Genomic DNA, 19,349 nt, shown 5'->3' with positions numbered 1-19,349 from the left:
GCTTTCATGCTGCACCTGCGAAACGTCTTCGCCGCCGCCTTACAGCACGAAGCGGCTGAGATCGGTGTTGCGGGCGATCCCGGCCAGCTGCGCCTCGACATAGGCGGCGTCGACCGTCACCGGCGCTTCGCGATCCTCGGCATCGAAGCTCACCTCCTCGAGCAATTTCTCCATCACCGTCTGGAGGCGGCGCGCGCCGATATTCTCGACCTGGCCGTTCACCTCGGCGGCGATGCGTGCGATCGCGGCGATGCCGTCGTCGGTGAAGCGGACCTCGGCCCCCTCGGTCGCCAGCAACGCCTGGTATTGCGCCGGCAGCGACGCCTTGGTGTCGGAGAGGATGGCGATGAAATCCTCCTCGGTCAGGCCCTTCAGCTCGACGCGGATCGGCAGGCGGCCCTGCAGCTCGGGCAGCAGGTCGGACGGCTTGGCGACATGGAAGGCACCGCTGGCGATGAACAGGATATGGTCGGTCTTCATCGGCCCGTATTTGGTCGCCACCGTCGTGCCTTCGATCAGCGGCAGCAGGTCGCGCTGCACGCCTTCGCGGCTGACCGAGCCGCCGCGCACGTCGCTGACCGCGATCTTGTCGATCTCGTCGAGGAAGACGATGCCGTTCGCCTCGGCGTCCGCCAGCGCGGTGCGGCTGACCTCGTCCTGATCGAGCCGCTTGTCGGCCTCCTCCTCGACCAGTTTGTCCCAGGCGGCACGCACCGCCAGCTTGCGGCGCTTGAGCGGCTGATTGCCACTCAGCGACTTCATCATCTCGCCGAGGTTGATCATCTGCGGGCCGCTGCCGGGCACGTCGAACGGTGTCGCCGCGGCCTGTTCCAGCTCGATCTCGATCTCGGTCGCGTCGAGATGACCGTCGGCGAAGCGCTGCTTGAAGCTCTCGCGCGTCGCCTGGCTCGAATCCTTGCCGACGAGGGCGTCGAGCAGGCGCTTCATCGCCGCTTCCTCCGCCTTGTCCTTGACCGCGACGCGGCGGCGCTCCTTCTCCAGCCGGATCGCCTCCTCGACGAGGTCGCGCGCGATCTGTTCGACGTCGCGGCCGACATAGCCGACCTCGGTGAACTTGGTCGCCTCGACCTTGACGAACGGCGCGTCGGCAAGCTTGGCGAGGCGGCGGCTGATCTCGGTCTTGCCGCAACCGGTGGGCCCGATCATCAGGATGTTCTTGGGCGTCACCTCGTCGCGCAGATCGGCCGAGAGTTGCTGGCGCCGCCACCGGTTGCGCATCGCCACCGCCACCGCGCGCTTGGCGTCGCGCTGGCCGATGATATGGGCGTCGAGGGCGGCGACGATCGCCTTGGGAGTGAGATTCTGATTCATCGGAAATCCTGGGTCACAGCTGTGCTGGGATCGCGCGCCGCCAGGGCGCAGTAAGGTCACGACACCGCGGCCTTCGCCGGGGCGGCGCTGTCTGTCCTTAGGTCGTGCTGTCCATCACCTCGATCGTGGTGCGATCGTTGGTGTAGACGCAGACCTCGGCGGCGATCGCCATCGCCTTGCGACAGACGGTCTCGGCATCGGCCTCGTAATCGACCAGCGCGCGCGCCGCGGCGAGCGCGTAATTGCCGCCGGAGCCGATCGCGGCGACGCCGGCCTCCGGTTCGAGCACGTCGCCGTTGCCGGTGAGGATCAGCGTCACGTCCTTGTCGGCGACGATCATCATCGCCTCGAGATTGCGGAGATATTTGTCGGTGCGCCAGTCCTTGGCGAGTTCGACCGCGGCGCGCATCAGCTTGCCCTGATGCCGCTCCAGCTTCGCCTCCAGCCGCTCGAACAAGGTGAAGGCGTCGGCGGTGGCGCCGGCGAAGCCGCCGATCACCTGTCCGTCCGCACCGAGGCGGCGGACCTTCTTGGCATTGGGCTTCATCACGGTCTGGCCCATCGAGACCTGACCGTCGCCGATGACGACGACCTTGCCGTTGCGCCGGACCGACAGGATGGTGGTGCCATGCCAGACCGGCATGGAATGGGAATCGCTCATGGGGGCGATGTAGGGTGCCTGCGGTGCGGGGCAAGTTCGATCGGGTCCGTCTTGGCGAGTGAGGACGATCGGGGTCTCGCGGAGGCGGGGAGAGGCGGGGTTGGATCCACGCGAAGACGCTAAGACGCGAAAAGGCGTTTCGCGCAGAGGCGCAGAGGCATCGCGTCGGCGCGAAGCACCCTTCCTGACTAGGTCGCGTAGCGAAAAGGCCGCTCCGCGGCAGAGCACGTCAACTCTGCGTCCTCTGCGCCTCTGCGCGAACCGATTCTTCTTCTCCGCGCCTCCGCGTGAACCCTCCACTACACCGTCACCGATCGACGCCCTTGATCTTCCCGACGGTGCGCGCCGCGGTGTAGCCGAGATAGCCGGTGCCGAAGAGCGCGTAGAGCGGCTCCGGGATCGCGGCGAGGTACGCCGCCATGCCGTGCGCGATCGCCGCGGCGCAGGCCGGGCGGATCGCCGCGACGAGGCCGACCGGGATCGCGCCAAGCAGCAGCACGTACATGACGTAGAGGAAGGCAGGCCGCGCGCGCGTCACCCAGCGGTCGGGGAGCGGCTCGCTCATGCGACGCGCGCCGCGAGCCAGCCGTAGAGGAACGCCTCGTCGGCGGGGCGGCGCTCGGCGAGCGCGAGATAGCGTTCGCCCTGCAAGGCATCGACCGCCTTGATCAGCACCCGCTCCCCCGCCGGCCCGCGGGTGGCGAGGAAGGCGTCGAGCGCGGCGAGCGTCGCGGTGCCGATCCGCTGGTCCGCGGCGATGTCGGCATAATCGCGGCCGTTGCGGTTGAGCGCGTTGAGCGCGCGCTGGAGGAAGCGGGCCGCGGTGGCGGTGCCCATGTTGACGCCGGTGTCGAACAGTTCGGCGGCGAGCGCAGGCGCGCGTTCGGCGATCTTGTCGAACCCCGCGCCACGCCAGTAGACGCGCTCGTAGATCGCCGCGGCGATGGCGCGCGGCAGATCGCGCATCGCGCCATGGTAGCCGTTCGCCCGCGCCACCGCGACGCTGATCCCCCAGCAGGTCGGGCCGCCGCGGTCGGCGGGGTGGTCGACATAGCCGCCTTCGCGGTCGATCACGTCGTCGATGAGGGTCTGTATCGTCATGCCGTGCCTCCTGCTGGTCAGGCGGCGATCGGGATCATGGCCGTTCCAAATAGGACAGCGGCTTTTTTCGGGGGCGTAAAAGCCGTGGCGCGTGCGTGGCTTGGCCGGCATGCGCAAGGCCGCCGTTCCAACACGGCGTCGGCGCCAACCGGCGATCGTCATGTCCGAGTCGGCCGGGCCGCCTGTCAAACCGTAGCGCCCGGCGGTCGTGACGGCGGCCCGCCCCATGGCCCCGCAGCCCTCCCGCTTCGCACTACCGCGGGCCACGCCCCTACAGGTCGAGCGCCCACCCGTCGCGCCCCTTGGGGTCGAACGGCCCCTCCGGCACGTAGCGCGTCGCGCCGCCGCGCAATTGCAGCACCGTCCAGTCGCCCCGCCGGTCGATCCCGACCAGCGTGCAGCCGCACGCCGCATAGGCCGCGACGACATCCTCGCGCTGCGTCTCGAGCAGCCCGGCAAGCACGATCACCGCATCGGGCGCGGCGATCGCGGCGAGTTCGGGCGCCATCGACACCAACGGCCCGGCGAGGATGTTGGCGATCACCAGATCGAACGGCGCGGCCGCGTCGATCGCCGCATCGCGCGCGCCATCGGCGACGTAGAGCGCGACCCCCTCCACGCCGTTGCGCGCGGCATTGTCGTGCGTCACCGCGATCGCCACCGGATCGATGTCGGTCGCCACCACCCGCGCCGCCGGCCACAAGGCGGTCGCGGCGAAGGCGAGGAGGCCGGTGCCGGTGCCGACGTCGATCACCGCCTCGAACCGCCGCCCCGCCACCGCGAGCGCGTCGAGCATCGCGAGGCAGCCGCTGGTCGTTCCGTGATGGCCGGTGCCGAACGCCTGCCCCGCCTCGATCAGGAAGGCGCGCCCGCCCGGCGGCGGCGACACGGCATGCGCGGCGGTATGGACGACGAAGCGGCCCTCGCGGATCGGCTCCAGCCCCGCCTGGCTCAGCGTCACCCAATCCTGCGCGTCGAGCCGCTCGACCGACGGATCATGGGCGCTGGCGCTCGGCACCAGGGCGTGGATCGTCGCCAGCATCGCCGCATCGGGTGCATGATCGAGATAGGCGTCGAGCCGCCAGCGTTCGACATCGTCCTCCACCTCTTCGGTGGTCATCAGCACCGCGTCGATGACGAGATCGCTCGCGCTGTCGATCGCCTCCGCCTCGGCGCGGGTGCACGGCAGGCTGACCTTCCAGCTCGACCCCGGCGTATCAGCGGACATAGCTCGCCCCGTTGACGTCGATCACCGCCCCGGTCATCGATGCCGGCGCCTCGAGCGCGCAGAAGCGCGCCACCGCCGCCACTTCGGCCGGATCAGCGACCTTGCCGAGCGGAATGTCGGCGAGCAGCGCGTCGCCGCCGCGGCTGGCGAGATAGTCGTCGGCCATGCCGGTCATCGTGAAGCCGGGGCAGATCGCGAAGGCGAGGATGTTCTCGCGCGCATAGCCGCGGGCGATCGTCTTGGTCATCGCCACCATCCCCGCCTTGGCGGCGGCATAATGCCAGTGCGCCGGCGAATCGCCGCGATAGGCGGCGCGGCTGGCGATGTTGACGATCCGCCCGCCGCACCCGCGCTGCTGCCAGTGGCGTACCGCCAGCCGGCACAGCTCCGCGGCGGCGGTGAGATTGATCCGCTGCGTCCGCTCCCAATCGGCGACCCAGTCGTCGTGGTCGCGGGTCAACGGACTGGCCTCGAACACGCCGGCATTGTTGACCAGCACGTCGATCTGCCCGGCCTGCGCCAGCGCCGCCGCCCACAAGGCCCGCGGCGCGGCGGGATCGGCGAAGTCGGCGGCGATGCCGCTCGCCGTGCCATGTCCGATCACCTGCGCGCCGCCCTCACGCAACGCCACGTCGATCGCCGCGCCGATGCCGCGGCTCGATCCGGTAAGAAGTATCGCCATGGCGTGGCTTTAGGCGGCGCGGCCGGGAGCGGCAATGGCGGCGCTGATGCCGAATGTTCACGCAGAGGCCCGGCGGCGCGGCGGCGCGGCGGCGCGGCGCCGTTCGATTAACCCAAAAGTCTCGGAGGTGCACAGAAAGCGCATCATAAGCCGACCACCCCGGCGAAGGCCGGGGCCCAGTCGGGCAACGGTCGTTGGCCTCGACTGAGCTTCACCCAACTGGACTCCGGCCTTCGCCGGGGTGGTGACTGGTGGAGGAGAGGAATTCCACCCCGCGGGCCTATTGCGTCGGCAAGCCTCTCGACCCGCCGACTTCCGGCATCATCCGACGCTGGCCGAGAACCCGTCCGCCGATTGCTGCAATTGCCCGAGCCGGTCGCCGACCTCGCCGAAGCCGGCGCCGAGGCTGTCGATCTCGCCGGCGACCGCCTGCGTGTCGGCGCGGATCGCCCCGATCGTGTGCGACATCGAATCGGCGGCGAGCGCGGTTTCGTCGACCGCCGCGGTGATCGCGGTGACGGTATGCGCCTGCGCGGCCATCGCGTCGCGGATGCGATCGGCGGAGACCTGCACCTCGCCGACCGTCTCGCGGATCGCCGCATTGGTCGCCACCGTCGTCCGCGTCGCATGCTGGATCGCGGCGATCTTGCCGGCGATATCGTCCGTCGCACGCGCGGTCTGGTTGGCGAGGCTCTTCACCTCCTGCGCGACCACCGCGAAGCCGCGGCCCGCGTCCCCTGCCCGCGCCGCCTCGATCGTCGCGTTGAGCGCGAGCAGATTGGTCTGCCCGGCGATGTCGCGGATCAGGCCGAGGATCGATTCGATCGACTGGGCGTGATCGCTGAGCAGCGCGCTCGCGCGCACCGCCTCGCCGGCATGGTCGCTGGCGCGCCGCGCGATGCCGGCGGCGGAATCGACCTCGGCGCGGGCATGGTCGATCGCGCGGATCAGGCCCGCCGCGGTCTGCGCCGCCTCGCGCATCGCCACCGCCGATTGCTCCGCCGCCGCGGCGACCTCCCCCGCCTTGCCGAGCATCTCGCGCGTCGAGGCGGAGGCCGCGCCGGCCTGGACGCGGATACGCGCGCCGAGCGTCGCGGTGCCGGCGATCGCGCAGGCGATGCTCTCGCGGAACGCCGCCGATCGTGCCTGCCGCTCCTCGCGCGCCGCCTCGTCGCGCAGCGCGACGAGCCGCCCGGTCATCAGGTCGGATTCGACCAGAGAGATGCGCTGGACCGCGTCGCACAGCCGCAGCAATCGCTTGGTATCGCCTTCGCAATGGCGTTCCAGCGTCCTCACGGTGAAACTGTGCGACTGGGCGAGCGCCGCCTGCAGGCTCGCCATCGGCACGCCGGACTGCGCGGACTGTTCGGCATTGCGCACCGCGATCGCGCCCCAGGCGGCATCGAACGGCGCGCTGTACTTGAGGAAGGCGTAACGGGCGCTGTCGGCGATCCGCCGTTCGAGCCGGTCGGCGGTGAACAGCCGCCGCAACGGCTGCACCGCGGGCAGCGACAGATAATGGTCCCAGAAGCGGCGCGAGATCTCGCCATAGTCCGCCGGGGTCAGCAGCCCGGCGATCTCGCGGCAGGAGGTCGCGATCTCTCCGTCCCAGTCATATTCGCCAAGGTGCTCGGCGAGATCGCGCTGCGCCCTGGTCATCTCAGGCCGCGACCTTGGTGACGAATTCGCCGGCGCTGGTCTTGAGCGCGATCAGCTGGCCGTCGAGCCGGTCGAAGCCGCGACCGACATGGTCGATCTCGGCGGCGACCGTCTCGGTGTCGCTGCGGATCGCGGCGATCGTGCTCGACATCGAATCGGCGGCGAGCGCGGTCTCGTCGACTGCGGCGGTGATCGCGGTGACGGTCTGCGCCTGCGCCTCCATCGCATAGCGGATGCGGTCGGCGCTCTCCTGCACCTCGGTGACGGTGCTCTTGATGCTGGCGTTGGTCTCGACCGTCGAGCGTGTCGCCGACTGGATCGAGGCGATCTTGGCGGCGATGTCGTCGGTCGCGCGGGCGGTCTGGTTGGCGAGGCTCTTCACCTCCTGCGCGACCACCGCGAAGCCGCGGCCGGCGTCGCCCGCGCGCGCCGCCTCGATCGTCGCGTTGAGCGCGAGCAGATTGGTCTGTCCGGCGATGTCGCGGATCAGGCTGAGGATCGATTCGATCGACTTGGCATGATCGCTCAGCGTCTCCGACATGCCCACCGCATTGGTCGCCTGCACGCTGGCGCGGCTGGCGATCTCGGCGGCGGCCTCCACTTCGGTACGGGCGTCCTCGATCGCACGGATCAGACCGGCGGCGGTCTGCGCCGCCTCGCGCATCGCGACCGCGGATTGTTCGGCGGCGGCGGCGACCTCGCTTGCCTTGCCGAGCATGCCGCGCGCCGAGCCCGAGCTGCGCTGCGCCTGGTCGCGCAGCGCGCGGCCTTCATCGGTGGCGATCTCGACCGCGCTGGTGATGCCCTCGCGGAAATCGTCGGCGAGGCCTTCGCGGGCGAGCCGCGCGCCGTGATCGGCATAGCCGGCAAACAGCTCGACGGTCAGCTCGGTCTCCATGCCGAACAAGCGCATCAGCGCGTCGACCAGGCCGCTGTGGCGCGGATCGTCGGCCGGCACGCGGGCCATCAGCGCGCGCAGCGCGGCGCGATCACTGGCGCACGACATGGCGAGCACCTCCATCGTCGACACGCCCGCCGCATAAGCGGCGGCGACCGATCGTTCGAGCGACTCGACCCAGGCGAGCCCGTCGAGGTGGCAGCAGCGGTTGCGCAGATAGGCGATGCCGGCGGTGACGCGGCGTTCGGATTCGAGCGGCGTCCATTCCGGCGCACCGGGATGCGCGCGCCGCCAATGCGCCCAATAGGCCTCGACGATCGTCGGCGCGTCGGCCTCGATGATCGTCCACAATTCCGCCGCGCGCGGGATCAGCGTGTTCTCGCCGCCGTCGAAGGCGATGATGCGGCTGCGCAGGTCGATCGCGGCGGCAATGCTGGCCGGCTGTGGCAGGGCGAGGTCGGGCAAGAGCGTCTCCACGGTCGGCAATGTATCAAGAGTGTTGCAGGGATTAGAGTTCACTGGTTAATGGTCGGTTAGAGGCGGCGTCGGCCGATCGCCGGCCGGACTCCTTGCCGCGACGATGGTGCGCTGCGTCACTTTGCGCCGCTATGGCTTGCATCGCCCGTCCTCAGGCCTAATAGGCAGGCAATCGATTTTGGCCGAGGACCGTTCATGGCATCCCGCACTCCGGCGCGCCCGCGCAGCCCGCATCTTTTCTCGGGCTTTCTGAAGCTCCACTACAGCTGGGGCCCGCATATGCTGGTCTCGATCCTCCACCGCGCGACGGGCTCGGCGATGGCGACGGTCGGCACGGTGCTGCTCGTCTGGTGGCTCGCCGCGATCGCCTCGGGGGCGGAGGCCTATGCGCGGTTCCGCGACGTCTTCACCACCGACATGGGCCATCTCAACATCGTCGGCTGGGTGATCGGCGTCGGCATGACCTATGCGTTCTTCACGCACATGCTGAACGGCGTCCGCCACCTCGTGATGGACGCAGGCGCGGCGTTCGAACTGAAGCGCAACAAGATGTTCAGCCTGATCGTCATCGCCGGCGGCATCGTGCTGACCGTGGCCTTCTGGCTCTACCTGGGGATCAAGTGATGGGTTCGGGTACGCATATCGGCCGCGTCCGCGGCCTCGGCAGCGCCAAGGAAGGCGCGCACCATTGGTGGCGCCAGCGCGTCACCGCCGGGTCCAACCTGTTCCTGACCCTGTGGTTCGTCTTTTCGATCCTGCGCATGCCCGGCTATGACTATGCCAATGTGCACAGCTGGTTGCAGAACAGCTGGGCGGCGGTGCCGATGCTGCTGTTGATCGTCTCGGTCTTCTACCACTTCCGCCTCGGCCTGCAGGTGGTGATCGAGGATTACCAGCACGAGCAGAAACGCGTCGCCGCGATCCTGCTGCTCAACTTCTTCACGGTCGCCACTGCCGCGATCGCCATCTTCGCGATCCTCAAGGTCGCCTTCGGAGCTGCCGCATAATGTCGGACGCCTATAAGATCATCGATCACACCTATGACGCGGTCGTCGTCGGCGCGGGCGGTTCGGGCCTGCGCGCGGTGATGGAATGCGCGCAGAACGGCCTCAAGACCGCCTGCATCACCAAGGTGTTCCCGACCCGCAGCCATACCGTCGCGGCGCAGGGCGGCATCGCCGCCAGCCTCGGCAACATGGGTCCGGATCACTGGACCTGGCATATGTACGACACCGTCAAGGGCTCCGACTGGCTCGGCGACCAGGATGCGATCGAATATATGGTGCGCGAGGCGCCGGCCGCGGTCTACGAGCTGGAACATGCCGGCATGCCGTTCAGCCGCACCGACGAAGGCCGCATCTACCAGCGGCCGTTCGGCGGCATGATGCAGAACATGGGCGAAGGCCCGCCGGCGCAGCGCACCTGCGCCGCCGCGGATCGCACCGGCCATGCGATGCTGCACACGCTCTACCAGCAGTCGCTGCGCTACGATGCCGACTTCTACGTCGAATATTTCGCGCTCGACCTGATCATGGAGAACGGCCAGTGCCGCGGCGTCGTTGCTTTGTGCATGGAAGACGGCAGCATCCACCGCTTCCGCGCGCACAATACCGTGCTGGCGACCGGCGGCTATGGCCGCTGCTATTTCTCGGCGACCTCGGCGCATACCTGCACGGGTGACGGCGGCGGCATGGTGCTGCGCGCCGGCCTGCCGCTGCAGGACATGGAATTCGTCCAGTTCCACCCGACCGGCATCTACGGCGCGGGCGTGCTCATCACCGAGGGCGCGCGTGGCGAAGGCGGCTACCTGACCAACTCCGAAGGCGAGCGCTTCATGGAGCGTTATGCCCCGTCGGCGAAGGACCTCGCCAGCCGCGACGTCGTGTCGCGCTCGATGGCGATGGAGATGCGCGAAGGCCGCGGCGTCGGCAAGAACGGCGACCATATCTTCCTGCACCTCGACCATATCGATCCCAAGGTGCTGCACGAGCGGCTGCCCGGCATCACCGAGACCGGCAAGATCTTCGCCGGCGTCGACCTGACCCGCCAGCCGCTGCCCGTCACGCCGACGGTCCACTACAACATGGGCGGCATCCCGACCAACTTCCACGGCGAGGTCGTCCACCTCAAGGACGGCAATCCCGACACGGTCGTCCCCGGCCTGTTCGCGGTCGGTGAGGCGGCGTGCGTCTCGGTCCATGGCGCCAACCGCCTCGGCTCGAACTCGCTGATCGATCTCGTCGTCTTCGGCCGCGCCACCGGCAAGCGGATCGCGGATATCTGCAAGCCCAACGGCACGCACAATCCGCTGCCCAAGGGGTCGGAGGAGCTGGCGCTGACCCGCCTCGACAAGTTCCGCAACGCCACCGGCAGCATCCCGACTGCGGAGATCCGCGGCCAGATGCAGCGGACGATGCAGAAGCATTGCGCGGTGTTCCGCGACAATGCGCTGCTGACCGAGGGCCAGGCGCTGATGAAGGGCATCTACGGCCAGATCGCCGATGTCGCGGTCAACGACCGCAGCCTGATCTGGAACACCGACCTGATCGAGACGCTCGAACTCGACAATCTCGCCGCGCAGGCGGTGGTGACGATCGACTCCGCCGCCAACCGCAAGGAATCCCGCGGCGCCCACGTCAACGAGGATTATCCCGACCGCGACGATGGCGAGTGGATGAAGCACACGATCACCAGCTTCACCGGCTGGGGCGGCGTCGGCGGCGCGACCGCGATCGATTATCGTCCGGTGCACGATTACACGCTCACCGACGACGTCGATTACATCAAGCCGAAGAAGCGGGTCTACTGATCCCCGGGCGGGGCGGATCGCCGCCCCGCCACCCTGCTCGGATCGCTCCCCTACCCGCGCGCCTTGCTGCGCGCATAATGCTGCGTTCCCTGGGTCAGCACCCGATCGCCCGCGACGATCGCCGCCACCGGGATATCGTCCTGGCGCTTCAGCTCCTCGTACAGCGGCGCGAAATCGGTCTCGACGGTGACGCGGAGCAATTCGTCGAAGCTCGGGATGACGAAATAATTCTGCTGGAAATCGTCGATCCGATAGTCGGTGCGCATCACCCGAGCGATATCGAAGGCGATCCGGTTGGGACTGGGATCGTCGAGCGCGAAGCGGCTCTCGGCGAAGCTCGACACGATGCCCGACCCATAGATGCGCAGGTCGTCGCCTTCCTGCACCAGGCCGAATTCGACGGTGTACCAATAGAGCCGGCCGAGGTATTTGAGCGCGTCGAGCCCGAGCGCGCGCTGCCCGCCGCGGCCATAGGCCTCCAGATAATCGGCGAAGACCGGGTCGGCGAGCATCGGCACATGGCCGAAGACGTCGTGGAAGACGTCCGGCTCCTGGAGATAGTCGAGCTGGTCGGGGCGGCGGATGAAATTGCCGGCGACGAAGCGGCGGTTCGCCATATGGTCGAAGAAGACGTCATCGGGGACGAGGCCGGGCACCGCCACCACCTGCCAGCCGGTCAGCTTCATCAGCCGCTCGCTCAATTCGGCGAAATCGGGGATGCCGGGCTTGGACAGCTTGAGCACGTCGAGGCCGCGCAGATAGGCTTCCGACGCCCGGCCGGGCAGCAATTGGGATTGGCGCGCGAACAGAGTATCCCAGGTGGCATGATCCTCCGCCGTATAATGCTGCCAGTCCTGCGGGATCGTCCAGTCGGCGGACGGGGCGTGGGGTTGGGGTGATTCATCGGCCATGACGGCAGCCTAGCATAAGGTTTCGAATGATACGACATCCTGCCCTGACGAGCCTGAGCCGCTGGCTGGCGCGCATCGCCGCGCTCGTCGCGTTGCTGGTCGTCGGCTATGGCGTGGCGGGGCTGGTCGGTGGCGCCATTCCGTCGCATCGCGATTGGCGACCGCCCGCACGCGGCGTAACCGTCTATATCGAGTCGAACGGCATCCATGTCGGGCTGGTGGTGCCCAAGGTGGCGGCGGGGATCGACTGGCGCGGCTGGGCACCGGGAGCCGACCTCGCCGCGCCGCGTTACGAAGGATATGACCATCTTGCGATCGGCTGGGGCGAACGGACCTTCTATTTCGACACGCCGCACTGGCGCGACGTGCGGCCGGGGCGCGTGCTCGCCGCGGCGATCGGCAGCGACGCGACGCTGCTGCACGTCGAGCACGTTCCTGCACCGGAGCCGGGTAACGACGTTCGCCGCATCGTGCTGCGGCCGGAGGAATATCGCCGCCTCGCCGCGTTCATCCGGGCGAGTGCCGCGCCGCAGCGGCAGCGCTGGCGCGGCTATGATCGCAACGATGCCTTCTATGCCGCGCGCGGCCATTACAGCGCGATGCGGACCTGCAACGCCTGGGTCGGCGACGCGCTGCGCTTTGCCGGCGTCCGGGTCGGCCGCTGGACGCCGTTTCCGGTGACGGTGCTGCAATGGTTCTAGACAAATTGCAGGCCGGCCTCGCGCGCTGGCGCAGCGAGCCGCCCGCGCATGCGCGCTTCGGCCCCGACTTTCTCGCGCCGCCGCCGCCGCCCAAGGCGCTCGCGGCGAGTGAGGTGCCGCGCGTCGCCTGGATGTTGGCGACCCGCTGGCGCCACGCCGCGGCGCTCGCGGCGGTGCCGCCGGGGCGTGGCGGTGCGGTGATGGCGCTGCCCGGCCTGTTCGATTCGGACGGGTCGAGCATCGTGCTGCGCGACTTTCTGGCGAAGCTCGGCTATCGCGCCGAAGGCTGGGGGCTGGGCCGCAACCTCGGCGTCAAGAGCGTCGGCATCGAGGCGGAACGGCTGATTGCCCGCGTCGAGGCGCTGCATGCGGAGGCGGGGCCGGTGGCGCTGGTCGGCGTCAGCCTCGGCGGGATCATGGCACGGCTGGTCGCGCATCGCCGGCCCGATCTCGTCCGCAAGGTGGTGACGGTGAGTTCGCCTTATGCCGGCGGCGGCCGTGCCACCAACGTCTGGCGGGCGTTCGAATGGGCGACCGGCGAGCGCGTCGACGACCCGGCGGTGATCGCCCGCAGCCAGGCGATCGCCGCGCCGCTGCCGGTGCCGTGCACCGCGATCTGGAGCCGCAGCGACGGCTTCGTCAACGGCTTCATCTGCCACGACCCCAGCGCCGAGGCGGTCGAGGTGAGCAGCGGCCACCTCGGCGTGCACATCCACCCGGAGGTGCTGCTCGCGATCGCCGCGGCGCTGGCGCAGGATGCGGTGGTGCAGGACCGGTAGCGGGTGCGGGCGGTTTGGGTTTCGAGGCCGTTTGAGGATTTCACGCGAAGACGCGAAGCCGCGAAGAGGGTGCCTATGAGCGCGGCCCGTCTCCCTTCAGACGGCGATTAAACAGGAACTGCGTCTTCCGTTCACCTTCTCTCCGCGCCTCCGCGCCTCCGCGTGAACCCCTTCTTCTCTTCGCGTCTTAGCGACTTAGCGTCCTAGCGTGATCCATCGTCGACAGGCGACCGTGGCGAACGGCGTTGATTCACGCGGAGGCGCGGAGGCGCGGAGGAGTCCTGCTCGGGGGCATGGCGTGGCCACGATCGCGATGAGGGAGCCCCACATCCGCGAGACGACAGCGCAAGCCTTGGGACTCGTGCAGACCTATTTCCGTCATGCCGGACTCGTCCCGGCAACCACGGTTCCGCAGGAGCATAAGCCCTCGCGCTGGCGGCACGGTGGGCGCCGAAACACGTCCAGGGTGACGGCGCGTTTGGGGCGGCGGCAAGACTGGGATTTCCGAGGCGCTGAACCACTTAAGCCTCAGCGACGGTCAATCCGACGGAGGCGGCGGATACCCGAGGCGATCGACCGGCTCGCGGCCCGATCACCCCAACCGATGCCCCTCAATAGCCGGCGCGATAACCCGCATAGTGGCAGGCGTCCTGATCGTCCGGGTGCGAGCGGCAGCGGGCGGCGGCCTTCTTGCGTTCGCGGCCTTCCTTCGCCTCCTGCTTGCGCATCTTGCGGCCGTAGTTGCGGTCGGCCTCGGACTGGCTCGTCGTCGTCCAGTCGACCGCCTTGCCGGCGACCTGGAACGGCGCCTTGACGATCGAGGTGGCGGTGCTGACGCAGCCCGCGGTGGCGAGCGTGACGGGGAGAAGCAGAAACAGGCTACGCATTTACGGATGATCCTTGGCCGCACGGCGGGTCTCGACGCCGATTAGCGGGTAATCGGTGAAGAATCCGTCGACACCAAGGCGGAGCGCGCGGCGGATCTCGCCGGCGATATCGCCGTGCGCGGCCGGATCGTCGCCGCGGCGGAAACGCGGCGGCAGGAAGGTGTTTTCGGCGCGATAGGTCCAGGGATGCACCTTGATCCCGGCGGCATGCGCGTCGGCGACCAGGGTCGTCGGCGTATCGCCCTGCCACAGCTGCGCCTTGTCGGGGCCGATGCCATAGGCATAGCCCGCCACCGCGCGCAGGCCGGCGGGGGTGAGCATCGCCGCATAGCTCGGCACCGCATGATCGGCCGGGCCGCCCTCCCCCGCCATCAGCTGGATCAGCCGCACCCTGGTGAGGCGGTGGATATGCCGGAGGTTGGCGACCTCGAACGACTGGATGAACACCGGCGCGTCGGCCCTGTCCCATCCCGCCTGCCGCAGCGCCGCAACGAGCGGCAGGTCGGTACCGAGGCCGATGCCCGCGAAATAGGTCGGATGCTTGGTCTCGGGATAGATGCCGATCGTCCGCCCGGTCTCGGCGGTGCGGCGCTTGGCGAGGGCGATGATCTCGGCGAGCGTCGGGATCTCGAACCGGCCGTCATAGGCGGCATTGCCGGGGCGCAGTTGCGGCAGCCGTTCGCGGGCGCGCAGCGTCTTCAGCTCGGCGAGCGTGAAATCCTCGACGAACCAGTCGGTCAGTGTCGCGCCATCGATCGTCTTGGTGGTGCGGCGGTCGGCGAATTCGGGATGAGCGGCGACGTCGGTGGTGCCGCCGATCGCATTTTCGTGCCGCGCGACCAGCACGCCGTCCCTGGTCGGCACGAGATCGGGCTCGATGAAATCGGCGCCCTGATCGATCGCGAGATCATAGGCCGCGAGCGTATGTTCGGGGCGCGATCCGCTGGCGCCGCGGTGCGCGATGACGATCGGTTCGGTGACGGGTCTGGGCATCGCGCGATCCTGCGCGCAGACCATCGCAGATGCCAGCAGCAGCGTGGCGGTGAGAGCGATTCGCAAATCGGAAACCATCATGATTGCGCGCGTTACACGTACATTCCTTCACGGGTGTGACTCCCGATCCTCGCGAGGCAGCGCATGCATTTCACGATCAACGGCCAATCGTTCGAGGCCGAACCCGATATCCGCACCTCGCTGCTCGATCTGTGCCGCGAACATCTGGGGCTGACCGGCAGCAAGAAGGGCTGCGACCACGGCCAGTGCGGTGCGTGCACGATGCTGGTCAACGGCCGCCGCATCAATTCCTGCCTCAGTCTCGCGGTGATGCACCAGGACGACGAGATCACCACGATCGAAGGGCTCGGCGCACCCGAGGATCTGCATCCGTTGCAGGCGGCCTTCGTCCGTCATGACGGCTATCAGTGCGGCTATTGCACGCCGGGGCAGATCTGCTCGGCGGTCGGCATGCTCGACGAGGTCAAGAAGGGCTGGCCGAGCCACGTCACCGGCGATCTCGATGCGCCGACCTTCGACGACGGCGAGATCGCCGAGCGGATGAGCGGCAACATCTGCCGCTGCGCCGCCTACCCCAATATCGTCGACGCGATCCGCGAGGTCGCCGAGAGCAACGGCGACACCAAGATCGCTCCCCGTCAGCCGGTGGAGGCAGGCGCATGAAGACGTTCAGCTACGCCAAGGCCGACGATGCCGAGACCGCGGTGCGCGATGCGCACGTCTCCGGCGCCAAATATATCGCGGGCGGCACCAATCTGCTCGACCTGATGAAGCTGCAGGTCGAGACGCCCGAGAAGCTGGTCGACATCAGCCGCCTGCCGCTCGGCGAGATCGAGGAGCGCGAGGATGGCGGGCTGACGATCGGCGCGCTGGTGCCCAATTCCGACCTCGCCGCCGATCCGCGCGTCATCGCCAAATATGAGGTGTTGAGCCGCGCCCTGCTCGCCGGTGCGAGCGGTCAGCTGCGCAACAAGGCGACGACCGGCGGCAATCTGCTCCAGCGGACGCGCTGCTACTATTTCTACGACACGTCGACGGCGTGCAACAAGCGCGAGCCCGGCAGCGGCTGTTCGGCGATCGGCGGCTTCAACCGCGTGCTCGCGGTGCTCGGCACGTCGGAGCATTGCATCGCCACCCACCCCGGCGACATGCCGGTGGCGATGCGTGCGCTCGATGCGACGATCATCACGCTCAAGGCCGACGGCGACAAGCGCCGCATCCCGATCGGCGATTTCTATCGCCTGCCCGGCGATACGCCGCAGATCGAGACGGTGCTCGAAGCCGGCGAGCTGATCACCCATGTCGAACTGCCCGCACCGCCCAAGGGCAAGCAGGTCTACGTCAAGGTCCGCGACCGCGCGTCTTACGCCTTCGCGCTCGTCTCGATCGCCGGGGTGGTCGAGGTGGCGGACGGCAAGATCGCCTCTGCCGCCCTCGCCTTCGGCGGACTCGGTCCTATGCCGTGGCGCAATCCGGCGGTGGAAGCGGCGCTGGTCGGCCAGGCGCCGTCGGACGCGGTATTCGCCGCGGCGGCGGATGCGCTGCTCGCCGATGCCAAGGGCTATGGTTCGAACGACTTCAAGATCCCGCTGGCGCGGCGGGTCCTGATCGCGACGCTGCGCGACCTGACGGGAGAATAAGCATGTTCGGTTTCGGCAAGGGCGACACCAACTCGCTGACGATGAACAAGGCGCATCCGGAGTCGCTGCTCGACAGCTCGGCGCAGGACGTGATCGGCAAGCCGATCGACCGGATCGACGGACCGAAGAAGGTCTCCGGCACGGCCACCTATGCCGCGGAATATGCGCTCGAAAACGTCGCCTACGGCTATCTCGTCCGCGCCACGGTCGGCGCGGGCAAGATCACCAAGCTCGACGCCGAGACCGCCAAGGCGATGCCGGGGGTGATCGACGTCATCACCGATTACGCCACCTTCCTGCGCAACCCGCAGCAGGGCGGCGAGACCGGGGCACCGACGCAGGGCGTCGAACAGGTCGCTTATTATGGCGAGATCATCGCGATCGTCGTCGCCGAAAGCTATGAGGCGGCGCGCGACGCGGCGCTGCGCCTCCATGTCGACTATGCGCCGAGCGAAGGCCGCTACGATTTCCAGACGCATCGCAACGAGGCGGAAAAGCCGTCGCCGCAGCAGATCCCGCCCTATCACGAGCAGGGCGATATCGAAGAAGGCATGAAGCAGGCGCTGCACCGGATCGACGTCACCTACACCACGCCGAGCCAGAATTCGGCGGCGATGGAGCCGCATGCCAGCCTCGCGGTATGGGAAGACGGCGCGCTGACGCTGTACGGCGCTTACCAGATGCCGGCATCGGACAAGCAGCAGCTCGCCAAGTCGCTCGGCGTCTCGGCGGACAAGGTGCGGATCGTCGCGGCCTATGTCGGCGGCGGCTTCGGCTCGAAGCTCGGCATCGCGCCGGAGAGCGTCGCCGCGGCGATCGCCGCCAAGCGGCTCGGCCGCCCGGTCAAGGCGGTGATGGCCCGCCAGCAGGTGTTCGACGCCACCGTCCGTCGCTCGAACACCGAACAGCGGATGCGGCTCGGCGCGGATGCGGACGGCAAGCTGATCGCGATCGGCCATGAGACGATCACCTCCAACCTGCCCGGCGAGGATTATTTCGAGCCCGCCGGCATGGCGACGCACTTCCTGTACGACGGCGAGAATCGGCTGATCACGCACGATATCGTCCGGCTCGACTGGACGCTGTCCGGATCGATGCGCGCGCCCGGCGAGGCGGTCGGGCTGATCGCGCTGGAAGGCGCGATCGACGAACTGGCCGAGGAGATCGGCATCGATCCGATCGAGCTGCGCCGCCGCAACGAGCCGGAACAGGATCCCGAGAAGAAGGTCCCCTATTCGTCGCGGATGCTGATCCCGTGTCTCGAACGCGGCGCGGAGCGGTTCGGCTGGGCCAAGCGCAAGCCGGCGGGCACCGATCGCCGCGGCGACTGGCTGTACGGAATCGGCGTCGCCTCGGCGGCACGCTCCAACCAATTGCAGAAGTCCGCCGCCAAGGTGTCGATCGACGGTCAGGGCAAGGCGCATGTCGAAACCGACATGACCGATATCGGCACCGGCACCTACACGATCCTCGGCCAGATCACCGCCGAGATCCTCGGCCTGCCGATCGAGGACGTCATCGTCCACCTCGGCGACACCGATGCGCCTCCGGGTGCGGGATCGGGCGGATCGTGGGGCGCCGGATCGTCGGGGTCGTCGGTCTATCTCGCCTGCGAGGCGCTGCGCGGACAGATCGCCAAGGCGATGGGCGTCGACGAGCCATCGATGACGCTCAAGGACGGGCGCGTCATCGCCGACAACCGCAGCGTGCCGCTCGCGGAGCTGGTCGGCGACGGCATGGAAGCGACTGGCGAGATCGCCCCCGGCCGACAGGAAAAGACGTTCAACCAAGCGAGCTACGGCGCGCATTTCGCCGAGGTCGCGGTCAACGTCGTCACCGGCGAGGTGCGGGTCAAGCGGATGCTCGGCGTGTTCACCGCGGGGCGCATCCTCAACGAGAAGACGGCGCGCTCGCAATGCCTCGGCGGTATGACCTTCGGCATCGGCAGCGCACTGACCGAGGAACTGGTCCACGATCCCCGCAACGGCAAGGTCGTCAACCGCGACCTCGGCGAGTATCACGTGCCGGTCAACGCCGACGTGCCGCAGCTGGAGGTCGAGTTCCTGCACGAGCGCGACATCCAGGCCAATCCGCTCCACGCCAAGGGACTGGGCGAGGTCGGCATCTGCGGCGCGGCGGCGGCGGTCGGCAATGCGATCTACAACGCCACCGGCGTGCGGGTGCGCGACTATCCGCTGACGCTGGACAAGCTGCTCGAAGGTCTGCCGGTGGTGTAAGGGGACCGGGCGGGGGCGCTCGCTGCCGTGCTCCCGCCCAGGCGGAGACCCGGTGTTACTGAGCGCGAAGTTGTTGCTCTGCTCGGCCACTGGTTTCCCCTTCCGCGGGATCCTGCGAGACCCCCTCCGTCATGCCGGACTCGTTCCGGCATCCACGGCCCCGCAGGAGTTTCAGCCATTGCCTGCGCGGCACGGTGGACCCCGGAACACGTCCGGGGTGACGGTGCGTTTCGGGCGAGGCCGAGACATCGCAAAGGTCTCGTGTTCGCGACGATCCGTGGTGCCGCCATCACCGGGAGCCCTCTTCGCAGGCGTGACGCGCACCGCGGGCGA

General features: G+C 68.6%; 18 protein-coding genes and 1 pseudogene. 8 read left to right on the top strand and 11 right to left on the bottom strand.

What is annotated here, in order from left to right:
- Nucleotides 1-39: 39 nt before the first annotated feature.
- The 8 genes and pseudogenes from hslU to V8201_RS05340 form a co-directional block, all read right to left on the bottom strand.
- Nucleotides 40-1,332, bottom strand: a complete 1,293-nt coding sequence (gene hslU / locus V8201_RS05375) for an ATP-dependent protease ATPase subunit HslU (protein ID WP_336544677.1) — start codon at nt 1,330-1,332, stop codon at nt 40-42.
- 97 nt (nt 1,333-1,429) lie between these two features.
- Nucleotides 1,430-1,975, bottom strand: coding sequence for an ATP-dependent protease subunit HslV (gene hslV, locus V8201_RS05370; protein ID WP_081792876.1), 546 nt, complete (start codon nt 1,973-1,975; stop codon nt 1,430-1,432).
- A gap of 325 nt (nt 1,976-2,300) precedes the next feature.
- Nucleotides 2,301-2,540, bottom strand: a pseudogene (locus tag V8201_RS05365) (3TM-type holin); the annotation flags it as partial.
- Nucleotides 2,541-2,554: 14 nt separating this feature from the next.
- A complete protein-coding gene (locus V8201_RS05360) occupies nt 2,555-3,094 on the bottom strand; it encodes a glycoside hydrolase family 108 protein (RefSeq protein WP_336544676.1) in 540 nt (179 codons plus the stop codon).
- A 271-nt stretch (nt 3,095-3,365) separates the two neighbouring features.
- Complete coding sequence (locus V8201_RS05355; RefSeq protein ID WP_271300365.1) at nt 3,366-4,322, bottom strand: 50S ribosomal protein L11 methyltransferase; 957 nt, start codon at nt 4,320-4,322, stop codon at nt 3,366-3,368.
- Nucleotides 4,312-5,004: an SDR family NAD(P)-dependent oxidoreductase gene (locus V8201_RS05350; protein ID WP_271300364.1), complete on the bottom strand. Its 693-nt coding sequence runs from the start codon at nt 5,002-5,004 to the stop codon at nt 4,312-4,314. Before V8201_RS05350 ends, V8201_RS05355 begins: the two co-directional genes overlap by 11 nt.
- Before the next feature lie 321 nt (nt 5,005-5,325).
- Nucleotides 5,326-6,663, bottom strand: a complete 1,338-nt coding sequence (locus V8201_RS05345) for a methyl-accepting chemotaxis protein (RefSeq protein WP_037531485.1) — start codon at nt 6,661-6,663, stop codon at nt 5,326-5,328.
- Between the two features lies 1 nt (nt 6,664).
- The gene (locus V8201_RS05340) at nt 6,665-8,026 is read right to left on the bottom strand and encodes a methyl-accepting chemotaxis protein (protein WP_081792880.1); all 1,362 of its coding nucleotides are present in this window, start codon (nt 8,024-8,026) and stop codon (nt 6,665-6,667) included.
- Between the two features lie 207 nt (nt 8,027-8,233).
- Between V8201_RS05340 and sdhC the strand changes: the two genes are divergently transcribed.
- The 3 genes from sdhC to sdhA are packed head-to-tail and all read left to right on the top strand — an operon-like array spanning nt 8,234 to nt 10,847.
- Nucleotides 8,234-8,662 carry a succinate dehydrogenase, cytochrome b556 subunit gene (sdhC, locus tag V8201_RS05335; protein ID WP_037531484.1) on the top strand — a complete coding sequence of 143 codons (429 nt, stop codon included), beginning with the start codon at nt 8,234-8,236 and terminating at the stop codon, nt 8,660-8,662.
- Nucleotides 8,662-9,045 (top strand): succinate dehydrogenase, hydrophobic membrane anchor protein, encoded by a 384-nt coding sequence (gene sdhD, locus V8201_RS05330; protein WP_037531481.1) that lies wholly within the window; start codon nt 8,662-8,664, stop codon nt 9,043-9,045. Before sdhC ends, sdhD begins: the two co-directional genes overlap by 1 nt.
- Nucleotides 9,045-10,847, top strand: coding sequence for a succinate dehydrogenase flavoprotein subunit (gene sdhA / locus V8201_RS05325; protein ID WP_037531479.1), 1,803 nt, complete (start codon nt 9,045-9,047; stop codon nt 10,845-10,847). Before sdhD ends, sdhA begins: the two co-directional genes overlap by 1 nt.
- Nucleotides 10,848-10,897: 50 nt before the next feature.
- On the opposite strand, the gene phhA is transcribed toward sdhA, so the two are convergent.
- On the bottom strand, nt 10,898-11,758 hold the full coding sequence (phhA, locus tag V8201_RS05320; RefSeq protein WP_037531476.1) for a phenylalanine 4-monooxygenase: 861 nt from the start codon (nt 11,756-11,758) through the stop codon (nt 10,898-10,900).
- A gap of 26 nt (nt 11,759-11,784) precedes the next feature.
- Here phhA and V8201_RS05315 point away from each other — a divergent pair, with 26 nt between their 5' ends.
- Entirely contained in the window at nt 11,785-12,459 is a 675-nt protein-coding gene (locus V8201_RS05315; protein WP_336544675.1) for a TIGR02117 family protein, read from the top strand.
- The gene (locus tag V8201_RS05310; RefSeq protein ID WP_336544674.1) at nt 12,450-13,238 is read left to right on the top strand and encodes an alpha/beta hydrolase; all 789 of its coding nucleotides are present in this window, start codon (nt 12,450-12,452) and stop codon (nt 13,236-13,238) included. The genes V8201_RS05315 and V8201_RS05310 overlap by 10 nt, the downstream gene beginning before the upstream one ends.
- A 611-nt stretch (nt 13,239-13,849) precedes the next feature.
- Here V8201_RS05310 and V8201_RS05305 read toward each other — a convergent pair.
- On the bottom strand, nt 13,850-14,125 hold the full coding sequence (locus tag V8201_RS05305) for a hypothetical protein (protein WP_037531471.1): 276 nt from the start codon (nt 14,123-14,125) through the stop codon (nt 13,850-13,852).
- On the bottom strand, nt 14,126-15,118 hold the full coding sequence (locus V8201_RS05300) for a glycerophosphodiester phosphodiesterase (RefSeq protein WP_336544673.1): 993 nt from the start codon (nt 15,116-15,118) through the stop codon (nt 14,126-14,128). It lies immediately after the preceding gene.
- Between the two features lie 144 nt (nt 15,119-15,262).
- Here V8201_RS05300 and V8201_RS05295 point away from each other — a divergent pair, with 144 nt between their 5' ends.
- Genes V8201_RS05295 through V8201_RS05285 form a run of 3 tightly spaced genes read left to right on the top strand, consistent with a single transcriptional unit; the run spans nt 15,263 to nt 19,016 of the window.
- Nucleotides 15,263-15,802, top strand: a complete 540-nt coding sequence (locus V8201_RS05295; RefSeq protein WP_336544672.1) for a 2Fe-2S iron-sulfur cluster-binding protein — start codon at nt 15,263-15,265, stop codon at nt 15,800-15,802.
- On the top strand, nt 15,799-16,779 hold the full coding sequence (locus V8201_RS05290) for an FAD binding domain-containing protein (RefSeq protein WP_037531469.1): 981 nt from the start codon (nt 15,799-15,801) through the stop codon (nt 16,777-16,779). Before V8201_RS05295 ends, V8201_RS05290 begins: the two co-directional genes overlap by 4 nt.
- Nucleotides 16,780-16,781: 2 nt before the next feature.
- The gene (locus V8201_RS05285; RefSeq protein WP_336544671.1) at nt 16,782-19,016 is read left to right on the top strand and encodes a xanthine dehydrogenase family protein molybdopterin-binding subunit; all 2,235 of its coding nucleotides are present in this window, start codon (nt 16,782-16,784) and stop codon (nt 19,014-19,016) included.
- Nucleotides 19,017-19,349 lie beyond the last annotated feature (333 nt).

Origin of the sequence: Sphingomonas kyungheensis, from assembly GCF_037120395.1 — a bacterium.
GTDB classification, from domain to species: Bacteria; Pseudomonadota; Alphaproteobacteria; order Sphingomonadales; family Sphingomonadaceae; genus Sphingomonas; species Sphingomonas kyungheensis.
This window is presented reverse-complemented; position numbering and strand designations above follow the sequence as displayed.